This is a genomic window from Spiroplasma endosymbiont of Monopis laevigella (assembly GCF_964019975.1).
Taxonomy (GTDB): domain Bacteria; phylum Bacillota_I; class Bacilli_A; order Mycoplasmatales; family VBWQ01; genus Spiroplasma_E; species Spiroplasma_E ixodetis_A.
This window is the reverse complement of sequence record NZ_OZ026473.1, coordinates 760,434-781,993: the sequence shown is the minus strand read 5'-3', so window position 1 is coordinate 781,993 and position 21,560 is coordinate 760,434. Positions and strand designations below refer to the sequence as shown.

General features: G+C 25.1%; 19 protein-coding genes and 3 pseudogenes. 6 read left to right on the top strand and 16 right to left on the bottom strand.

Features of this window, described 5'->3' with window-relative positions:
- Positions 1–10 precede the first annotated feature (10 nt).
- On the top strand, positions 11–1,249 hold the full coding sequence (locus AACK94_RS04300; protein WP_338976334.1) for an IS256 family transposase: 1,239 nt from the start codon (positions 11–13) through the stop codon (positions 1,247–1,249).
- Positions 1,250–1,293: 44 nt separating this feature from the next.
- Here the strand turns inward: AACK94_RS04300 and AACK94_RS04295 are convergent.
- The 4 genes and pseudogenes from AACK94_RS04295 to AACK94_RS04280 all read right to left on the bottom strand — a co-directional run.
- A pseudogene (locus AACK94_RS04295) lies at positions 1,294–1,581 on the bottom strand (transposase); the annotation flags it as partial.
- Positions 1,582–1,676: 95 nt separating this feature from the next.
- Positions 1,677–1,919 carry a hypothetical protein gene (locus AACK94_RS04290; protein ID WP_338975268.1) on the bottom strand — a complete coding sequence of 81 codons (243 nt, stop codon included), beginning with the start codon at positions 1,917–1,919 and terminating at the stop codon, positions 1,677–1,679.
- A gap of 244 nt (positions 1,920–2,163) precedes the next feature.
- Entirely contained in the window at positions 2,164–3,075 is a 912-nt protein-coding gene (locus AACK94_RS04285; protein WP_338975267.1) for a hypothetical protein, read from the bottom strand.
- A gap of 106 nt (positions 3,076–3,181) precedes the next feature.
- Positions 3,182–4,299 (bottom strand): IS3 family transposase gene (locus AACK94_RS04280; protein WP_338975221.1). Its coding sequence is split into 2 segments (ribosomal slippage): positions 3,182–4,029 and positions 4,029–4,299, totalling 1,119 coding nucleotides; the frame shifts between segments, so codons are not numbered across the junction.
- Between the two features lie 82 nt (positions 4,300–4,381).
- Between AACK94_RS04280 and AACK94_RS04275 the strand changes: the two are divergent.
- From AACK94_RS04275 to AACK94_RS04265, 3 genes and pseudogenes are all read left to right on the top strand, one after another.
- Positions 4,382–5,293, top strand: a pseudogene (locus tag AACK94_RS04275) (Mbov_0401 family ICE element transposase-like protein); the annotation flags it as partial.
- A 350-nt stretch (positions 5,294–5,643) separates the two neighbouring features.
- The gene (locus tag AACK94_RS04270; RefSeq protein ID WP_338974992.1) at positions 5,644–6,621 is read left to right on the top strand and encodes a hypothetical protein; all 978 of its coding nucleotides are present in this window, start codon (positions 5,644–5,646) and stop codon (positions 6,619–6,621) included.
- Positions 6,622–6,857: 236 nt separating this feature from the next.
- Positions 6,858–7,253 (top strand): hypothetical protein, encoded by a 396-nt coding sequence (locus AACK94_RS04265; protein ID WP_338975265.1) that lies wholly within the window; start codon positions 6,858–6,860, stop codon positions 7,251–7,253.
- A gap of 112 nt (positions 7,254–7,365) precedes the next feature.
- Here the strand turns inward: AACK94_RS04265 and AACK94_RS04260 are convergent.
- Positions 7,366–8,482: pseudogene (locus AACK94_RS04260) on the bottom strand (IS3 family transposase).
- A 302-nt stretch (positions 8,483–8,784) separates the two neighbouring features.
- On the opposite strand from AACK94_RS04260, the gene AACK94_RS04255 reads away from it, so the two are divergent.
- Positions 8,785–8,991 (top strand): IS3 family transposase, encoded by a 207-nt coding sequence (locus AACK94_RS04255; RefSeq protein WP_338975264.1) that lies wholly within the window; start codon positions 8,785–8,787, stop codon positions 8,989–8,991.
- A gap of 256 nt (positions 8,992–9,247) precedes the next feature.
- Entirely contained in the window at positions 9,248–9,580 is a 333-nt protein-coding gene (locus tag AACK94_RS04250) for an IS3 family transposase (RefSeq protein WP_338975262.1), read from the top strand.
- A gap of 158 nt (positions 9,581–9,738) precedes the next feature.
- Here AACK94_RS04250 and AACK94_RS04245 read toward each other — a convergent pair whose 3' ends face one another.
- The 11 genes from AACK94_RS04245 to AACK94_RS04195 form a co-directional block, all read right to left on the bottom strand.
- Positions 9,739–10,686 (bottom strand): rolling circle replication-associated protein, encoded by a 948-nt coding sequence (locus AACK94_RS04245; protein ID WP_338975261.1) that lies wholly within the window; start codon positions 10,684–10,686, stop codon positions 9,739–9,741.
- A gap of 190 nt (positions 10,687–10,876) precedes the next feature.
- A complete protein-coding gene (gene lpdA, locus AACK94_RS04240; protein WP_338975260.1) occupies positions 10,877–12,373 on the bottom strand; it encodes a dihydrolipoyl dehydrogenase in 1,497 nt (498 codons plus the stop codon).
- A gap of 16 nt (positions 12,374–12,389) precedes the next feature.
- Positions 12,390–13,691, bottom strand: a complete 1,302-nt coding sequence (locus tag AACK94_RS04235) for a dihydrolipoamide acetyltransferase family protein (protein WP_338975259.1) — start codon at positions 13,689–13,691, stop codon at positions 12,390–12,392.
- 30 nt (positions 13,692–13,721) lie between these two features.
- Complete coding sequence (locus AACK94_RS04230) at positions 13,722–14,762, bottom strand: alpha-ketoacid dehydrogenase subunit beta (protein ID WP_338975258.1); 1,041 nt, start codon at positions 14,760–14,762, stop codon at positions 13,722–13,724.
- 2 nt (positions 14,763–14,764) lie between these two features.
- Positions 14,765–15,922 carry a thiamine pyrophosphate-dependent enzyme gene (locus tag AACK94_RS04225; protein ID WP_281749245.1) on the bottom strand — a complete coding sequence of 386 codons (1,158 nt, stop codon included), beginning with the start codon at positions 15,920–15,922 and terminating at the stop codon, positions 14,765–14,767.
- Between the two features lie 362 nt (positions 15,923–16,284).
- Positions 16,285–16,725 carry a peptide-methionine (R)-S-oxide reductase MsrB gene (gene msrB / locus AACK94_RS04220; RefSeq protein ID WP_338975256.1) on the bottom strand — a complete coding sequence of 147 codons (441 nt, stop codon included), beginning with the start codon at positions 16,723–16,725 and terminating at the stop codon, positions 16,285–16,287.
- Between the two features lie 29 nt (positions 16,726–16,754).
- The gene (locus AACK94_RS04215) at positions 16,755–17,951 is read right to left on the bottom strand and encodes an NADH-dependent flavin oxidoreductase (protein WP_338975255.1); all 1,197 of its coding nucleotides are present in this window, start codon (positions 17,949–17,951) and stop codon (positions 16,755–16,757) included.
- 1 nt (position 17,952) lies between these two features.
- Complete coding sequence (locus AACK94_RS04210; RefSeq protein WP_338975254.1) at positions 17,953–18,990, bottom strand: lipoate--protein ligase; 1,038 nt, start codon at positions 18,988–18,990, stop codon at positions 17,953–17,955.
- A gap of 37 nt (positions 18,991–19,027) precedes the next feature.
- Entirely contained in the window at positions 19,028–19,363 is a 336-nt protein-coding gene (locus tag AACK94_RS04205) for a hypothetical protein (protein ID WP_338975253.1), read from the bottom strand.
- Between the two features lie 74 nt (positions 19,364–19,437).
- On the bottom strand, positions 19,438–20,502 hold the full coding sequence (locus tag AACK94_RS04200) for an alpha/beta hydrolase (protein WP_338975252.1): 1,065 nt from the start codon (positions 20,500–20,502) through the stop codon (positions 19,438–19,440).
- Between the two features lie 256 nt (positions 20,503–20,758).
- The gene (locus AACK94_RS04195; protein WP_338975251.1) at positions 20,759–21,508 is read right to left on the bottom strand and encodes a hypothetical protein; all 750 of its coding nucleotides are present in this window, start codon (positions 21,506–21,508) and stop codon (positions 20,759–20,761) included.
- Between the last annotated feature and the right edge of the window lie 52 nt (positions 21,509–21,560).

Here is a 21,560-nt window from a genome sequence, read left to right as displayed (position 1 = left end):
TGAGTTACAGATGGCTAAAAAAGATAACTTTAATAATAATGATCCAATATCAAAAGCAGTAGATTTATTACTAGAAAATACTGAAGATTTAACAACAGTTTTTAAACCTGGCGGTTTATATAAAGAATTAACAAAAAGATTAGTAGAAAAAATGTTGAATTCTGAGATGCAAAATTATTTGGGATATGAAAAGAATCAACATAGTAATAGTGACAATGCTCGTAATGGTACAAGTTCAAAAAAATTAATAACTCAACAAGGTAAAATTGAAATTGATGTACCAAGAGATCGCAATAGTAATTTTACTCCTGTAATAGTTCCTAAAAGGCAAAGAAGATTTGATGGTTTTGATCAACAAGTTCTTTCCTTGTATGCAAAAGGAATGACATTATCTGACATTAGAATGCAGTTGCAAGAGTTATATCATGGTGCTGATATTAGTGAAAGTGTTATTAGTCAAATTACTGATGATGTTATTGATGATGTTAAAGCATGACAAAATCGACCATTAGAAAGTATTTATCCTATTGTTTATTTTGATTGTATAGTAGTTAAAGTACGACAAGATAAACGGATTATTAACAAATCAGTTTATATAGCATTAGGAGTTGATTTAGAAGGCAAAAAAGATGTTTTAGGATTATGAATTAGTGAAAATGAAGGTTCTAAGTTTTGATTATCTAATTTCACAGAAATGAAAAATCGTGGCTTAAATGATATTCTTATTGCTTGTAGTGATAATTTAACAGGCATGTCAGAAGCAATACAATCAGTTTATCCTAAAACAGAACATCAATTATGCATTGTTCATCAAATTAGAAATAGTTTAAAATATGTTTCATACAAACATCGAAAATGTCTAGTTGCAGATTTAAAACCAATTTATAGTGCATGTAGTGAAGAACAAGCAATGCAAGCTTTAGAATCGTTTGAAAGTAAATGAAATAAACAATATCCTCAAATTACTAAATCTTGATATAAAAATTGAGATAATTTAATGGTTTTTATTAGTTATCCAGTAGAAATCAAAAGAGTGATTTATACTACAAATGCTATTGAATCTGTTAATAGTCAATTACGAAAAATCATCAGAAATAAAAAAGTTTTTCCTAATGATATGGCAGTTTTCAAAATATTTTACTTGGCAATTGAAAATATAACAAAAAAATGAACATTTCCTATTCAAAATTGAAATACAGCAATTGCTCATTTTATGATAAAATTTGAAGACAGAATTAATCTAAATTAGTAACTTTGTAAAACAAAGATACACAGATTATTAAAAAGCCTCTTACTATTGCGATCTCTTGGTACATCAATTTCAATTTTACCTTGTTGAGTTATTAATTTTTTTGAACTTGTACAATTACGAGCATTTTCAGTAGTACTATGTTGATTTTTTTCATATCCTAAATAATTTTGCATTTCAGAATTCAACATTTTTTCAACTAATCTTTTTGTTAATTCTTTATATAAACCGCCAGGTTTAAAAACTGTTGTTAAATCTTCAGTATTTTCTAGTAATAAATCTACTGCTTTTGATATTGGATCATTATTATTAAAGTTATCTTTTTTAGCCATCTGTAACTCACTCTTTCTAGTCATTTAATTATATTTACTAGAATTAATTAAACATAGTTATTTTTGTAAGTTACACAGATTACTAAACATTTCCGTTATTTATTAAAATAACCATATGGATAATTGCCATCTCATGGTATATCTATTCTTTCAATAGTATCTCCACCATTATAAAATTTTGTTTTTTTAGGATTATCAGCAAAGTATATTTTAAATTCACTTTTTATAGAAACTGAAATACCATGAATTTCAGACATTCATATTTTCTGAACACCAATTATAGGTTTTTTATATGAATTTAAATAATATTTAAGTCCACTAAGATTATGGGTAAGCACCTCCCATGATTAATCCTATTGTTCCAGTTGTAGCACCAGTTAGTGCTAATGCTAATGTTATTTTACTTAAATTTGCTTTTATTCATGTTTTCATATTAAATTACTCCTTTTTTCCTTGATTTTACTTATAAATTGTACTATTTTTGATTATTTTTACAAGTACGTTTTTAAACGCAAAATAACGCCTAAATAAAAGGCGTTTATTTTGTGATACCTATACTATTAATGATATTGTAGTTGTTTATTATATGGCAAATGTGAAGATGCTTTTTTTCACAGTAGCATTATTTTTACCCCTAATTACATTTTTATATGGATACAATGCATAAAATAATCCATCATACGGGTCTTGATACATATTTTTATCAGGAATGTTAGTTTTGGTTTGGTCATAACGTAATTCTTCTAAACATTGAGTAGTCTTTGGTAAATCATCTTTATTTGCATAAAAGTTTCCATAACTCATAATGTTTCTCATTCAAACTACTCTATTAGTTAATCCTGCTTCTTGATTTAAATTTGAAGCATGTTTAATAGCAGTTTGTGTGATTAAAATAGTATTATGTTCATCTATTAATTTTTGATTTAATCAATCAATGGCAGTTCGTGCTTTATCATCATAAAAATAAATTGCTTGTTCAAAATTTTCAAAATTATCAATTAATCCTAAAATTTCATTAACATAAGCATTAATTTTTTCATTTTCATTTATAAAATCATTTGGAGTAACTACTAATTCACAAATAATATAAGCATCATAATAACCAGTATTATTATATTCTTTAAAACCCACTACTATAAATACAGTATGGTCTTTATGACCAGTTGCTCAATCCACACCAACTGAATAAAAATCAAATTTATACATATCTTTTTTTGAATTATAAAATTCTTTTAAATCATATGGTTGTCAGCACTTTACAGTTTTTTGAAATGGGAAAATTGTTGCATCACTATCTAAAAATTCAAAACCATAAAAAACAGTATTAAATTCATCAGGATTACTTTTTTTCATTTCTAATAATGTTCTTTTTTGAATATCTGGTAATTTATTTCAAAATGGTTGAATAGTAAATCTTAAAACAAATAAACCTAAACCACTAAACATATCTTGATTTTCATAATAAATTTTGCCATTTTTTTTAAGATTTTCCATCACTTTATCATTTAATGGTAAAAATGGCGTACAGTATTTTAAATAAAATGGATGATATTTATCATAAGGATTACATGTAAAAGTGGAATGGCAACCCTTTTTAGGACTATTTTTTGGTAGACATTTGTTTTTGATAACTAACTGGAGTTAGGTAGTTTAGAGTACTGTGAATTCTTATGTTGTTATATCAATTGATGTAATCAAATAATTCTAATTTTAATTGGATTAATGATGTAAAATTTTTATCATTAATAAATTCAATTTTGAAAGTTTTAAAAGTTGCTTCAGCAACAGCATTGTCATAAGGACATCCTTTTTTGCTTAAAGATCGAGTTATGTTGAAAGCTAATAAAAGTTTATCAATAGTTTTATTATTGAATTCATTACCGCGATCAGTATGAAATATTTCAATATCTTTTAAACAGTGATTTGATTGCATAAATGCTTGATATACTAATGATGCATCTTTTTTAACTCCAACACTATGTCCAATAATTTCGCGGTTAAATAGGTCGATTAATAGGCAAATATAGTTTCATTTACCATTAACTTGAACATAAGTTAAATCACTAACAATAACTTCATTTTTAATTCTATTATTAAAGTTTCTATTAACAAGATTGGTTATTTGACTATCATTGACTTTATTATGATAATTTTTGAATGATAATTTAGTGTATTTTGATATTAAATTATGCTTATTCATAATTTCTTTAATTTTTCTGCGTGATAAATAAATTTCTTGGTTTGCTAGTATGACTTTTAATCTTCTAGTACCATAAACTTCTTTATTTTCTTTAAAAGCACTAATAACAGCTTGTTCATAAATATTATTTTGAATTTTATTTTTTTTCTTTAAATTAAAATAATATGTTGATTTAGAGAGTTTTAAAAAATGACACATTGTGCGAATTTTATATTTAGATTTATTATTTGCAATAATCTCTACTTTCTGCCTATTATTAGTGCTGCTTGCTTTAAAATATCAATTTCCATTCGTAACTGTTTTAATTCTTTATTTGCTTGAATTAATTGTTTTTCTAAATCTGAAAGATTATCTTTAGTTTTAAAACTACCTGAATTAGTAAATTGCTTAATTCAATTGTAAGTAGCTGCTCTTGTAACATTGTATTCTTTAACAAGGCAAGATACTGATTTGCCACTTTGATATAAAGCTACTATTTGTTTTTTAAATTCATCTGAATATGAGTTAATAGTGACCATAATTATAATTCCTTTCTTTTAACTAATTTGTTCACTTGTCTATGTAATTAGTGTCCAATAAAGTGTAACCCATCCAAAAACACAAAAAATGGAATTTCTTTCATTGTTAGATAATTATCTTGGTGTTAAAAAATATAGTAAACTTGCACCTAATGTTATTAAACAAATTTTGAAATATTTTGCAGATGGTAAAAAGTATCATGATGTTTGTGATACTTTTATTGAAGGTTTAATAAGTAATAGTACAGTTTGTAGAACATATAAAAAGTTTCAATTACCAAAAGCCAATATCCTCAAAATACCATTACAACCATATCAAAATTTATATGTAAATATTGATGATGGACATAGAAAATTTAAGTTTAATGAAAAACATAATACTAAAAATTGTAAAAAATGTTCAATGAGATTATTAGTATTATGTACTGGTAAAAAGAAGAATGGAAAATTAATTAATAAAAGAGCTGTATGTAAAATTAGAGTATCAAAAACAGAAATTGGTGCTGAAAAAACTGCCAAATTAATTGAAAAATATGGTAATTTATTTTTTGAAAATTTTGACCAAGCAAATTTAATAGTTTGTGGAGATAGTGCAAAATGAATTAGAAAAACTGCTACAATTTTAAATGCTAAATTTATTTTAGATAAATTCCATGCTTTTCATGTTTTATTTCTTGGCATAATGGCTGGAAGAAGAAAAAATAAAATTGCTAAATTACACTATCAAAATGCAATAAATTTATTTTCCAAAGGTCAATATTATGAATTAATTGTTTTTTTACAATCATTGACTTTACAATATAAAAAATTAAAAGTTGGTTATTTTGTTAATGCAAAAGATGGCGTATTAAATCAAGCATTAGTTGAAAATATTGGTTGCTTTACTGAAACTAATATTAAACAAATTTTAAAGCATATGATTGGTGATAGAACTTATAATTTAAAGACAAATTTGAATATTATTGACAACATCGGTACGCTCCCAAGTTTATAAAAAACTTGCATAACAAATTATACTTATTTAAAAATTATTAGACTCCCTTGTATAAAGAATTTGAGATAAAATATGAGCATTACTTCAATTTTAAAGTATATGTTGATGTTATATAAATATAATAATAATAACCTACTTTAAAATCATTAAATAATTTTAAAAATAACATTTTAGAATTTAAAGTTAATAATATCTTTTAAACAAGTTAAAAAATATTAAAATTGGTAATTTTTACTAAAATTTAAAAAAAGTCATTTATAATGATAGAATATTAAAGAAAATAGTTGACCTTAAAACACTTTTTAATTAAATTATTAAAACTACAAAAAAAGAAAGTTAGGTGCCAAATAATGTTAATTAACAAAACAGCTGATGAGTGTATCATTGAAACTGGCGGTGCTTTATTCCAATGTTTCGTTGATACAAATTTAACTGTTGATCAAAAAAAAATGTGTATAAATTGAATTGTTTTATTTTTAAACTATCAAGATGCAGTTATTCTTTGTGATGAAGAAAAAATTAATAGTTTACAAAAAGAACTTTCAGAAACATTCACAACAGATTATTATAAAAATGCTTTAAAAGAATTTAATAATGCAAATCTTATATATAAAAAAACTATACTTACCAATTTTAAAAACGTATGTTTGGAAAATACTTCACAAGATATTATTAATATTATCACTCAATTCCATCAGTCATTTATTAAAACAATAGATGAACATAAAAAATCACTTACCTTTTTGAATTTAAATAAAATATATGAAAATCTTTTATTATTATTTTTTATAATTCACTACCATTTAGGCTATCAATTTAAACAAGAATTAATTCCAATCATTAGAAGTTTCACTAATATGATTAAAATTCCTATTTATATTGAACAAAATGATAGTCATGTTAAAATGTTATTAATGAAAAAAATTTTGCAAGATAATGAACAATTATTTGAAGATCTTGAATTAATTCAATTGAGAAATTTTATTCATAGTTTAGATGATATATTTGCTAATGGTCTTAATATTAGTAGTGCCATTGAAAAATTAATATTAACTAGACCACATAAAATAAAACATTCAATGAATATGTTATTTAAAAAACACGGTATTAAACTACAAGAAATACTTTGAAAAAATAACAAAGAAAGTAATCCTACCATTGGTAATATGATTATGCACTTATTTGCTTATGAAACATATTATGTGCAAAGAAATCACAACTATGAAACATATGAACAACTAGTATTAAATAATGTTTTAACAGATCCTCTTTTTCAAAAAATATTTGTTGAATATAAAACAAAAAATCAAATTAATAAGGTTATTTAAAAATAATAATTACTTTAATTTTCTAAGTAAAAAATTAAAGTAATTTTTTTACACTTTTTTATACAAATTAAAAAACATAAATCAAAATATATATTATTTTTTTTATATCTAATCTTGATATTTAAAAATATTTATATTTTTAAATATCATTATAAAATTAACTTGTCACTACTATTGGTTTTTTCTCCAAAGTGACATAATTAACATTTTTTTATATTGAAAGGAACAATAATAAAATGTCAACAAATAAATATGATTTTGATATTGAAAAAGATAAAAATTGAGAACAAGCAGTGAAATGTAAAGAAAATATTTTTATTAAATGCCGAACAGAAAAAAATAGCATTATATGCAAATTATTAGAAGATAAAGATAAAACAGAAATGCAACAAAATGAAGTAAAAACATTTCGAACACTATTTAAAAAAAGAACGTCAGAAAATAATAATTTATGTAATGAAAATTTAGAAAATATACAATTTGAACAAATAACTACATGAAATAAATATTTACAAAAAGAAATTAACAGTAATACCACTAATTATTTTTTTGATAAAAAAAGAAGAAGCAATACTTTCAAGTATATAGGGGCGTTGCCCCTAGTTGCTTCGCAACTTACCCCAGTGGCGTAAACGCCACGGCCAACCAACCAAGGTTCTGGTTGGCTTCGACCAATAATATAGGTTTACTCTATTTTAACATCTTTCTTATTTTTCTTAGATGGAATGGCAACCCTTTTTAGGACTATTTTTTGGTAGACATTTGTTTTTGATAACTAATTGGAGTTAGGTAGTTTAGAGTACTGTGAATTCTTATGTTGTTATATCAATTGATGTAATCAAATAATTCTAATTTTAATTGGATTAATGATGTAAAATTTTTATCATTAATAAATTCAATTTTGAAAGTTTTAAAAGTTGCTTCAGCAACAGCATTGTCATAAGGACATCCTTTTTTGCTTAAAGATCGAGTTATGTTGAAAGCTAATAAAAGTTTATCAATAGTTTTATTATTGAATTCATTACAGCGATCAGTATGAAATATTTCAATATCTTTTAAACAGTGATTTGATTGCATAAATGCTTGATATACTAATGATGCATCTTTTTTAACTCCAACCTATGTCCAATAATTTCGCGGTTAAATAGGTCGATTAATAGGCAAATATAGTTTCATTTACCATTAACTTGAACATAAGTTAAATCACTAACAATAACTTCATTTTTAATTCTATTATTAAAGTTTCTATTAACAAGATTGGTTATTTGACTATCATTGACTTTATTATGATAATTTTTGAATGATAATTTAGTGTATTTTGATATTAAATTATGCTTATTCATAATTTCTTTAATTTTTCTGCGTGATAAATAAATTTCTTGGTTTGCTAGTATGACTTTTAATCTTCTAGTACCATAAACTTCTTTATTTTCTTTAAAAGCACTAATAACAGCTTGTTCATAAATATTATTTTGAATTTTATTTTTTTTCTTTAAATTAAAATAATATGTTGATTTAGAGAGTTTTAAAAAATGACACATTGTGCGAATTTTATATTTAGATTTATTATTTGCAATAATCTCTACTTTCTGCCTATTATTAGTGCTGCTTGCTTTAAAATATCAATTTCCATTCGTAACTGTTTTAATTCTTTATTTGCTTGAATTAATTGTTTTTCTAAATCTGAAAGATTATCTTTAGTTTTAAAACTACCTGAATTAGTAAATTGCTTAATTCAATTGTAAGTAGCTGCTCTTGTAACATTGTATTCTTTAACAAGGCAAGATACTGATTTGCCACTTTGATATAAAGCTACTATTTGTTTTTTAAATTCATCTGAATATGAGTTAATAGTGACCATAATTATAATTCCTTTCTTTTAACTAATTTGTTCACTTGTCTATGTAATTAGTGTCCAATAAAGTGTAACCCATCCAACAATGTTACAAGAGCAGCTACTTACAATTGAATTAAGCAATTTACTAATTCAGGTAGTTTTAAAACTAAAGATAATCTTTCAGATTTAGAAAAACAATTAATTCAAGCAAATAAAGAATTAAAACAGTTACGAATGGAAATTGATATTTTAAAGCAAGCAGCACTAATAATAGGCAGAAAGTAGAGATTATTGCAAATAATAAATCTAAATATAAAATTCGCACAATGTGTCATTTTTTAAAACTCTCTAAATCAACATATTATTTTAATTTAAAGAAAAAAAATAAAATTCAAAATAATATTTATGAACAAGCTGTTATTAGTGCTTTTAAAGAAAATAAAGAAGTTTATGGTACTAGAAGATTAAAAGTCATACTAGCAAACCAAGAAATTTATTTATCACGCAGAAAAATTAAAGAAATTATGAATTAGCAGATTTAATATCAAAATACACTAAATTATCATTCAAAAATTATCATAATAAAGTCAATGATAGTCAAATAACCAATCTTGTTAATAGAAACTTTAATAATAGAATTAAAAATGAAGTTATTGTTAGTGATTTAACTTATGTTCAAGTTAATGGTAAATGAAACTATATTTGCCTATTAATCGACCTATTTAACCGCGAAATTATTGGACATAGGTTGGAGTTAAAAAAGATGCATCATTAGTATATCAAGCATTTATGCAATCAAATCACTGTTTAAAAGATATTGAAATATTTCATACTGATCGCTGTAATGAATTCAATAATAAAACTATTGATAAACTTTTATTAGCTTTCAACATAACTCGATCTTTAAGCAAAAAAGGATGTCCTTATGACAATGCTGTTGCTGAAGCAACTTTTAAAACTTTCAAAATTGAATTTATTAATGATAAAAATTTTACATCATTAATCCAATTAAAATTAGAATTATTTGATTACATCAATTGATATAACAACATAAGAATTCACAGTACTCTAAACTACCTAACTCCAATTAGTTATCAAAAACAAATGTCTACCAAAAAATAGTCCTAAAAAGGGTTGCCATTCCAATAGTCCTAAAAAGGGTTGCCATTCCAATATTTTATTCTCTTTTTTCTAATACCAAATAAATCCATTATATTTAACCTTTCTATATTCCTTTTTAAAATAATTATAATATAAAAAATAAAAATATATAAATAAATTTAATGTAAAACTTTTTTCTTAAAATCTATTTTTTCAACTTTATTACCAAAAACTTTTTCTGTCCAAGTCAAAACATCTTTATCTCTTTGAATTAAATAACCGATTTCACTAGTCCGTAAATAATGCTTATACGATAAAGCACTTAAATATAAATAGCGTTCATAATCTTCATACTCTTTAAAATAATCATTAACAACAGTACTTTCAATAATCCCACCAATCATAACAGTATCACTATTATTATCTTTTTGAGTTTTAAAATAAAACACATTTGTTGCATTAAAACTTGCTTTAATTATATCTGCAATTGTTAATTTCTTAATTCCACGAACTACAATAGGATTTTTACAATTACGACTAAAAGCATAAGCTTTTACACCTATATCTGCTTGATTTAAAGACTTAACATCATCTATTGCTTTTGTAACATATTTTCCTAAATATTTAATAACAAATTCATTAGTACCTTTTTTAACTACCCTTAAATCATTAAAACCATGAGTTCATCATTCTGCTAACATACTTTTATGTATCTTTCTATTAAAAATTATATGAAAATGTATAGCACCACGAGATTGATATTCATAAACATAAAAATATTTTAATTCTCCTAAATAATGAAAACGTTTAGGGTCATTTCATCACTTCTTTAGTTTAAGAAAAAATAAACGAATATCTTTTTTTGCTTTTTTAATATCTTTTATATTATCTTTATAAGTTAAAGTAACAAAACTTAACATTTTACTATTATAAAAATTATGTAATGCTTTTTGAATTAAATTAGTTTTAGTACGAACAGTACTATTTCTTAATTTTTGTTTATTGCCAACATAAGACTTACCCCTAACATTCCCAATATTATTTAAAAAAGAAATAGGTAAAATTACATTTTTAACATAACAAGCATAAAAAATCTTTTTAACATAAAAATCTTGTTGAATATCCATACATAAAAATCGCTAATTCTAGGTTTTAAAAACCAATTTTATATATTTTAATAACAAACAAATCTTAACATAAAAAATTATAAAAACAAACAATAAAACAAAAACGTTACTTAATTTAATTTAATCAATATTATATTAATTTTACAATAAAAATGTACCTTTAAATTTTTAGGTACATTTTTATTATTTTCTATTTTTTATTAACTTTGTATCATTCTAATTCTAAATCTTGTGCAACATCCATAACTACTTCTGACATTGTTGGATGTGGATGACAAGAAGAGGCTAATTCAACAATAGTACCTTCCGTTTGCATAATATTAACAATTTCAGCAATTATATCAGTAGCCGTTGAACATAAAATATGAGCACCTAGGATTTCTCCATATTTTTTATCAATAATTATTTTAACAAAACCATCAGTCTCACCATCAGCCAATGCCTTACCATTAATAGTAAATGGTATTTTCTTCATCAAATATTCTTTACCTAAAGATTTACATTCAGTTTCAGTTAAACCAACACTTGCCACTTCTGGGAATGAATAAATACAACTAGGCATTTTATTATAATCTACTTCTTGCTCTTTCAATGGATGATTATCAGCATCCGTTCTACCTTCTTTAACTAAAATATTATTAAGCGCTGCTAATCCTTGTGTTGATGCAACATGAGCAAGCATTCTTTGACCATTAGCATCTCCAATTACATATATATTATCAATAACATTATTGTTAGCATCTAAAGCTTCCAATTTATTATTTACGGCAAATGCTTGATTAGGCTTAATTTGAATTCCTAAATTAGTAAAACCTTCAGTAATCGGCGTTCTTCCAGTACTTAATAAACAATAGTCACTAGTTACTGTTAATGGTTTTTTATGTTCTTTATCGGTTGCAGCATAATAAGTTAAAGTTTTATCCTTTAATTCATTAACACTATGACCAGTAATAATATTAACACCATTTTTTTCAAGAATTTTAGTTAAAGTTGTGCTAATATCTTCATCTAGTAATGCTAAAATACGATCTAAATATTCAATAATAGTAACTTTAGTACCAAGTGTACTAAATAAACAAGCAAACTCAATTCCAATAACACCACCACCAATAATAGTTAGTGTTTTTGGAACTTCTTTTAAAGAAAGAATTTCAGTCGAAGTTAATAATGTTTGGTTTGTTTTTAAATCTTTTTCACTTAAACCTTGTGGACCATTAGGATTATCAAACATTTTTACTTTTGAACCAGTAGCAATTATCATATATTTAGTAGTATATTTCTTTTCTTTACCATCTTTAGCTTTCACTAAAATCGTATTTTTATCAATAGCACTTCCAATCCCTAATAATTGTTCTACTTTATTAGCTTTCATTAAAAAGCCAACTCCACCAGTTAAACCTTTAACAACACCAGTTTTACGATCTTGCATTACTTTTCAATTAATTTCAATATTTTTTTTATCTTTAATAGCAACACCATATTTATCAGCATTTTCAATATAATGAAAAACTTTTGCGCCCTTTAGTAACGTCTTAGTAGGAATACATCCAACATTTAAACAGACTCCACCTCAGTTATCTTTTTCAACAATTGCGGTTTTTAAACCCATCTTTGCTGCTCGAGCCGCTGTTACATAACCACCAGGGCCTGCCCCGATAATTATTAAATCAAAATCATAGTTAGACATCTTTTACATTTTCTCCTTAAGCTAAAATTAATGTTGGATTTTCTAATAACTCTTTAAGTCGAGAAAGGAAATAACCAGCAGGTGCACCATCAATAACACGATGATCAATTGAAAGTGATAATGGAAAGAACTTATGTTCAACAATTTTACCATCAGCAATAATTAGTTTTTTTTGCATCATCCCTAGACCCAAAATTGCTACCTCTGGATAATTAATAACTGGTGTTCCCATTTCAATTCCTGCTGAACCAAAATTAGTAATAGTAAATGATCCACCTTGCATTTCATCACCTTTTAATAGCCCCTTACGAGCTTTATCACCTAATGAATTAACTTGTCTTGCTATTTCAAATAATGAAAGTTGATCAGCATTTTTAATAACAGGAACTACTAAACCCTTTTCAGTATCAGCTGCCATACCAATGTTATAATATTTTTTAACAAGAATTTCATTATTAGCCATGTTCAAAGTTGAATTAAGTAATTTAAATCGTTCTTCTTTTAACGCTTTAGCAACAGCCTTTACAAAGAATGGCATAAATGTTAATTTAGCACTACCATCTGGATCTTTTTCCGCTGGTTCTTTTAAAGTTGCACGTAATTGTACTAAGTTTTCAGCATCAACATTAATCATTAAACTAACATGTGGTGCTGTATAAACTGATAATGACATTTGATTAGCAACAGCCTTACGAATTCCTGATAATGGTAAATGTTCAACATTACCAAAACTTTCGATTTTAGTAACATTAATACCTTGTGAACTAATAGTTGTAGCAGAAACTGAAGATATTGAATTAATAGGTGTTGTTGATGCAGTAGTACTGGTTGTTGTACCACCATTCTTGGCATTTAATAAATCATCTTTTAAAATTCTACCACGAGGACCAGTTCCTTTAATTGTTCCCATATCAACACCTAAGTCACGAGCCATTCTACGTGCTAATGGTGTTGCTAATACTTTACCCGTTTGTTGAATAGGTTGCGCATTTTGTTTTGGTAATTCAACTGGTGATACTGTAGATGTACTAGCAACTGATTCAGATTTTGGTGAAGAATTTGTTGATGAAGGACTTTTATTATCACTAATCGTTCCACCAAACTCAACAATAACAGCACCTGATTTAATACTATCTCCTTCTTTAACAAGAATCTTAGAAACTTTACCATCCGCTTCGGCTTTAATACTATCTGAAGCTTTATCTGCTTCAATATCAACAACATTATCACCTTTTTTTACATTATCTCCAACTTTAACATGAATTTGAGTTACAGTAACTTCATCGATTCCATCCATATCTTTAAACTTCAATTCCATCTTTTCACTTTCCTTTCTTTAAACAACTAACTAAACTGGATAATTCATCATTAGTTTAACTTTTTCCATAATTTTATCTGGACTAATTATAAATCATTTTTCACCTTTAGACAGTGGAACAGTAATATCATAACCTGTTAATCTTGTTGGAGGACATTCTAAATATTCAAAACACTTTTCATTAACAACGGTAATAATTTCTGAAGCAACTGAAAATGAACGAACCGCTTCTGAAACAACTAATAATCTTCCTGTTTTTTTAACAGAATTAACAACTGTTTCTTCATCTCATGGTTGTAATGTTTGTAAATCAATTAATTCAATTTTAAAATTTTCTTTTTCTTCTAAAATTTTAACAGCAGCTTCACAATCATAAACTTTTGAACCATAAGTTACAATCGTTAAATCAGGTTTTTCTTCAGACTTATATTCTTTAAGAACTTTAGCTTTACCAAGAACAGCCACTTCATAAGCATCACTAACTTCTTCTCTAACATCATATGTATAATTATTGCTAGTATAACTATTGAAATAAGTTCCTAAACATTCTAAAACAATAACAGGATCTGGACTTTCAATTGCTGCCAATAATAATTTTTTAGTATCATTAGGTTTTGAAGTCATAACTACTTTTAAACCTGGAATATGACAAAATAAAGCTTCAATTGCTTCTGAATGATGCTCCAAAGCACCATTATTACCGTTATTTCAATCATATGAAGGCATACGTACTACCATTGGACAAGTGAATCTACCACGAGAACGATTTCTCATTCGTGCAGCATGACATAACAATTGTTGAAAAGCAGGGAAAGCAAATCCTAAAAATTGCATTTCAATAATTGGATTTAAACCATTAATTGCCATTCCAACGGCACTACCAGCAATAACTGCTTCAGCAATTGGTGCATCAAAACAACGATTAACGCCAAATTTTGCTTGTAAACCTTTAGTTGCTCGAAAAACACCACCAACATTACCGGCATCTTCACCATAAACAACAACATTAGGATTTTTTTTCATTGCTAATTCTAAGGCTAAAGTAATAGCTTGCACATTATTTCTTTTCATAATTATTTTTTCTCTCCTTCATTGAAGAAAGCTTTTGCTTCTGCTTTTTGTTCTATTAATTGTGGTGTTAATTTTTCATATGTATAATCAAATATTTCATCAATTGAAACATTTTCATTTTTTAATGCTCAAGTAATTGCATCATTAACCTTTTTAGTAATTTGTTTATCTAATTCTGCTTGTTTGTTGTCATCTCAAAGTTTAATTGATTTTAAATATTCTCTAATACGATCAATTGGATCTTTTTTTAATCATTCTTGTTCAATTTTATAATCTTCAGCAGAAAAATAATCTTTTTTAATATCAAAAGCAGAATGCGCATTTTGACGATAAGTAACAGCTTCAATTAATGAAGGACCATTACCTTTTTTTGCTCTTTCAATTGCTTCTTGTGTAGCATAATAAACAGCAAAAAAATCATTACCATCAACACGAATATTAGGTACGCCAAATGCTGTTCCTTTTTGTGCAAAAGTTGGACTCATTGTTGCTTTAGCAGTTGGTGTATCTAATGACCACTGATTATTTTCAACAAAGAAAACAACAGCTAATTTATGGATAGCAGCAAAATTAATTGCTTCAGAAAACTCACCTTCAGAAGTACCACCATCACCAATCGTAGTAATAACAATTCCTTTATCTTTTTTATATTTTTCAGCAAAAGCAATACCTGTTGCATGTGAATATTGAGTAGCAATTGGAATATTAACTGGTAAAATATTAACACCTTTCGGCATTTGACTTCCCATTTCATTTCCTAATCAATATTGAATTACTTTTTCAACTGGATATCCAGCAGTAATTCATGCTGCATTATTACGATAGGCTGGTACTAATCAATCAATACCTGGTCGTAAACAACTAGCATAAGCAACTTCAACACCTTCTTGACCTTTTGAAGATAAAAAGTTAATAACTTTTCCGATTACTTTTGGAATTCCATTTACTAATTTAACTTGTCCTTTTTCATCTTTTTCATAGTTTAATTCCATTTGCATTTGTTCTTGTATTCGTGAAAAACACATGTTTTCATATGCTTTTAATAAAACCTTACTATCAAATTTTTTTAAATAATCAACAAAATTAGGATTAATTACTCCTTTTTCATTTAATATTTGAAAAATTTCTTTTTGGGGATTATCAAATTTCTCAACTCACATTTAAATTTTCCTCCTAAATATTTTAGCTAATTGCAGTTACACTTTTAATTATACTAATTTTTAAAATAATGAATGAACATACCTTTTCATTATACTACTAATAATTGTTGGTTCAAGATAATTTGTACTAAAATATTAATTTATCTCCCGTTTTATTAATATCGTATTTTTTTATTTCCTATTATCATGTAAAAATGAAAAATATATTCTAACAATAAACAAAATAAAAAAATAATTCAAATAATAATATCGTTGTTTATTTATTTTTTTACAACATAAAGTCCTAATAAAATTAGGACTTTATAATAAAATTTATAATCATAAAACATTATCAAGATAATAAATATACAATAAAAATATTTTTATTTAATGTAAGATAAATATTCTTCATATCCTTCTGTAATCATTTCTGATAATGGAATAAAACGTAAAGCTGCTGAATTAATACAATAGCGTAAACCGCCTTCTTTTTGTGGACCATCCTTAAAAAAATGCCCTAAATGAATATCAGTTTTTTTAGAACGTACTTCAGTACGCTGCAACATTAGATTAGTGTTATCTTCCTTTTTAAAGATAACTATTTCACTGATTGGTCTTGTAAAACTTGGTCAGCCATGACTAAAATTACATTTATCTGATGATGCAAATAATGGTTCACCTGATAAAATATCGACATAAATCCCCTTTTCCTTATTATCTCAATATTTATTTTTAAAAGGAAGTTCCGTTACTGATTTTATAATGACCTCATATTGTAAAGTAGTTAACTCATTAATAGTTTTAATTTTTCATTTTTGTTTCATATTTTTATTACCTTTTTCTAAATAAAATATTAATTTTTAGTTGAATAATTATTTTCTAACTTTCTTAACTCATCCCTAGTATCTTTAGGTAAACTTTCACCATAATCCATAAGTTTAACCATTTCCTTAAAAGCAGCTTTAGGAATAGCTAATTTTTCAATATCTTTTTCAGTAATATGTAAATTAATTTTATCAATTTGCATATTTTTTATTTTTCTAACAAAATCAGGTTCGGCTACAAAAACAGAAGATAATCCTATCATATCCCCATATTCTAAGGCTTCTAAACATTTATCAGGACTATTTATACCACCACTCACAATAACAGGAATACGTTGATTAATGTGTTGATAAACAACTTTATTCACTAATTGATTAAAATATTTCCCCTGAGATTGAACTTTATATTTATATATATTTCTTCCCCAACTGGCTAGTGCTAAATAATCAATTTTAATGTTTATTAATACTTGATCCATGAATTGTAAAAAATCTTCAATTGGATAACCTATTTCTTGACCTCTAGTTTCTTCAGCTGTAGCTCGATATCCTAAAATAAAATTTTCACTAGCGTGCTTATCAATTGTTTCTCTTACTGCTTGTAAAATTTCTAATCCCAAACGTGAACGATTTTCTAAATTTTGATTACCATAAATGTCATTTCTTTGATTACTAATTACTGAAAAAAAAGCTTGAATTAAAAGTTTTTGTGCTGAAGAAATTTCGACACCATCAAAACCAGCTTCAATAGCCCTTAAGGTAGCTTTTTGATAATCTTTAATTAATTCTTTGATTTGCTTAATACTCAGTTCTTGAACTTCATGTGGAAAAGGATACATAAAAGATTGTTTAGAAGGTCCAACTACATAACCTAAACGATTTAAACTAATTATAGAAAAACGACCTGAATGTGCTAACTGTAAAATAGCTTTTGCACCTTTTGATTTCATAGCATTAGCAACTTGTTTTAATGAATCAATATGTTCGTCATTAGCAGTAGAAAAACCAAATTCAAAAATTTGTCCCTCTAAATTAATATAAGCAGCACTAGATATCGCTAAGTATGCACTATGAGCTCTTTTAAGAGCATAATCAATATCTTCTTTACTAGCAAAACCATCATAACTAGAAACATTTAAGGTAATTGGTGAAAGCACAAACCGATTATCAAAAACAAAATTTTTAATTTTGATTGGTGAAAATAATTTAGAATATTTTTTATTCATGTTAACTCAAAATTAATTCTAACAATTGGTCATTATCTATTTTCTTAAAAAAATATGAAGAAATATCCAATTCTTGTAATTTTATTTTTAAATCTTGTTTAATCATTTTAGTACCTTCAAGACCTTTCTCAAAAATAGTTAAATCTTTTGTAGCAAAAAAATCACCACTAATTTTGCAACTTTTAATTTTACCATTATCAATTATTAATGAAATATTCATTGTTCCAATTTCTAAACGTGCTTCACGATTATATTGATAGCGAGGACTTAAACCATAAACCCATTCTCAATTCTTATACTTTTGATCAACTAACTTGTCAATTTCTAGTCATTGCTCATTTGATAAAACGTATCGTTCAACATCTGCTATTTTTTCTACATTCATCAATCGTTTAATAATTTCATCTTTAAACTCAAAAATAGTTAATTTTTTGAATTGTTCATTAAGGTGATTTTTTAATTTATCTACTCTTTGATTAATTGATTTAATTCCTTTTGATTCAATTTTTTTACGACTTGGTTTAAGTGCCAAGATCATAGCATCCAAATCAATATCATAAAGTAATGAATAACCACCATAAATAATATTTTCTTCTTTTAACATAGCTGCTCCAGAAACTTTTTTACCATTAATTGTCAAATCATTTTTTCCACTTTGCATGATATTTTTAATCCCCATATCTTTAAGCACTTTTATAATTGGCTTATAGAATTCTTGGTAATTAGCATAAATCGAATTAGTATTAGAATTTAATGGAATTAAAAAACAAAAATTTACTGAATTTGAATCAATAAAAATAGCTCCTCCTCCAGTATCACGACGCACAACTGGAATATTATTTTTATCCAAATATTCTTTATTAACTTCAACCTCTGGATTTTGAAAATATCCCAATTGAATATGAGGATCACAAATAAAAGGAAATATTATCGTTTTGTTTTTTACTTTTAAATTATGTAGTGCTCATACTTGAATCGCTAAAGCATAAGCTCCATCTTTGATATATTTACCATTTCTTATAGGTTCAATTAAAATCATAATATTCCTCCAATTTTATTAAGTTTGTAAATCAATTTTAATTATCTTCAAGTTCTAAAAATTCTTTTTCAACTACATCTGTTAATTTCAAAATTCAATTATCTTTAGACTTTTTTGAATTGAAAAGAGTTGGATTTTCAATTGCTCTTTGATTATATTCCAAAACCTTTCCTGTTAGTGGACTGCGCGCATGCAAAATAGCTTTTGAAGCCTCTACTGTTAATACTAAATCATTTTTATTAACTACATCATTTTCTGTATTATATTTAACATAACACGCCATACCCATATCATCTTGTAATTTGGGTGTAGGACTAATTATGTATATATTATCTTTTTTTTCTATTATTAAACAATTTGCATTTTTTTTCATTTTTTACCCCCTAAAATAAAATAAGAAATGTTCAATGAATAAATTAAGACTATAGTAACTTTTCTTAACTCTATCTAATTATTATTCATTTCATATTTATTAATAAAATTTTTTATCTCATTAATATAAGTTTGATGAGCATTTGGCAAAGTTTCAACATGACCAATATTTTCTAAAAATAAATAATTATAATTTTTATTATTACCTTTAATTTGAAAATTATGAATAACATTTGACATGAAAAATGGGACAAAATCATCTTTTTTACCATGAATTAATAAGGTAGGAACTTTAAATCCTGTTTTTAGTTTTTTTAATAAATCATATTCTAAAATATTTGTATTTGTAAATTTTTGATATCTTTTAGATATACCATTACTAATTAATCATCAAGGTTTTTTATAACGATATTGCATAACGTAACGAAATTGAACAAGTAAATTAGAGAATCCACAATCAGTAATTGCTCAATTAATTGAACTGATTGGTGCATAATTCAACAAATAATAATTAATTGTTGATGCACCCATACTATTACCAATTAAACCAATTGTTTCAACTTGATAATTAGTCTTTAATCAATTAATTAAACAATTAACATCTTGCGCACAAGTAAGACCAGTATCACTATATTGACCATAAGTTTTACCATGAGCAACACTATCAAATGTTAAAATATTATATCCTTCTTGATAAAATCAAGACACTAACCTTAAAGCTAAATATTTATTTTCAGTTCAACCATGAAAACCAATAACTCATTTCTTGCTTTTATTTTTTTGAATAACAGCTAAACAACTAATATCTTCATTATTATTATTTTTAATAACAAATTCTTGATAATTTTCTTTTTTTCAATCAATTGGATAACCATATTTATTAAGTTCTTTAATCTTACAATCATAATAATGATAATCAAAACTATTAATATCAACTAATTGATCATCATTAATTTTAACATTTCCTTCTTTTTGATAAGTAAAACAAAATTTAAAAAATTGTTTTTGATATTTTTTTGAATAAAAATAAACAAAAGGAAATAATAAAATAACTAATAAAATTTTGCTAAAAGAATAACAAAATTTTTGATAACCATTCATTAAAATTTCGTCACTAACAGAATCATTTATTACCTTCATTTCCCGGTCTCTCCTATCTAACAAATTTGTATCAAATCCATATTTGATTAAAAAATAACTAGTTTTATTTCTTATGTACCATGTCCTTTTTTTGTTACAATCTAATTTTCCTTAAAAAATATTTTTTTTCAAGATCTATTTTTAAATTTTATAATTTTTCTTTTTTTAATTATAAAAATAATATATTATTCAATATTTAAATAAACTTATTGTATTTTTAAAAATTAAAAAATAAGAATATATTTTGTTTAATTGCTTATTTTCTAGTACCATGTAAAAAAGAAAAATATGATCCAACAGCAAACAAACCAATAAATGTTAGGCAAGAAAATACTGGTTGATAAATATTGGTGAATGATAGTTTATAATCAACTGAAGGAACAATCTGAAAAAAATTATAATAATTTTTATCACTTTGACTATAAAAAATAAAATTAATTCAAGTTATATATTTTTGTGGTACAAAATATCCAATAATAATGGTTGGTGTTGAAATTGTATATGTCATATCAATAAAAAAGTCACCAAATAAAATAGAAGTTAAAAAAATAATTATATTAATTGTTTGAATTATATAAGGATTTTTTATAGAACCAGAAATTAATAAAGCCAAGAAAAAAATAACAATAATATTTAGACTAATACTAAATATAAGACCAAATCATTGTGAAAAAGTTTTCATTGCTAATATTCATACTGTCATGATATTAGTTCCTTGTAACTGATCAATAAAAAATAAATATCCAAGTAATATAAATACTGTACAAAAAGAAATAACAAAAATAACAATTAATAAACTTAAAATAAATGCAATCTTATTGATACCAAAATTTTGTAATTGTTTTAAAAAAACTGATTCGCGTCATTGACAAATAAGATGACCAATTAAAAAAATATTAAATAATATTGGTAATAAAATATAACTAGAAACTATAATATAACGATTATATTTAATAATTGACTGTGATGTTAAAAAATAAACTAAACTAAGTAAAATAACGGGCATTATTAAAAAGTAAATATAAGTTCTAAATGTTTTTAAAATTGTTTTAAACATA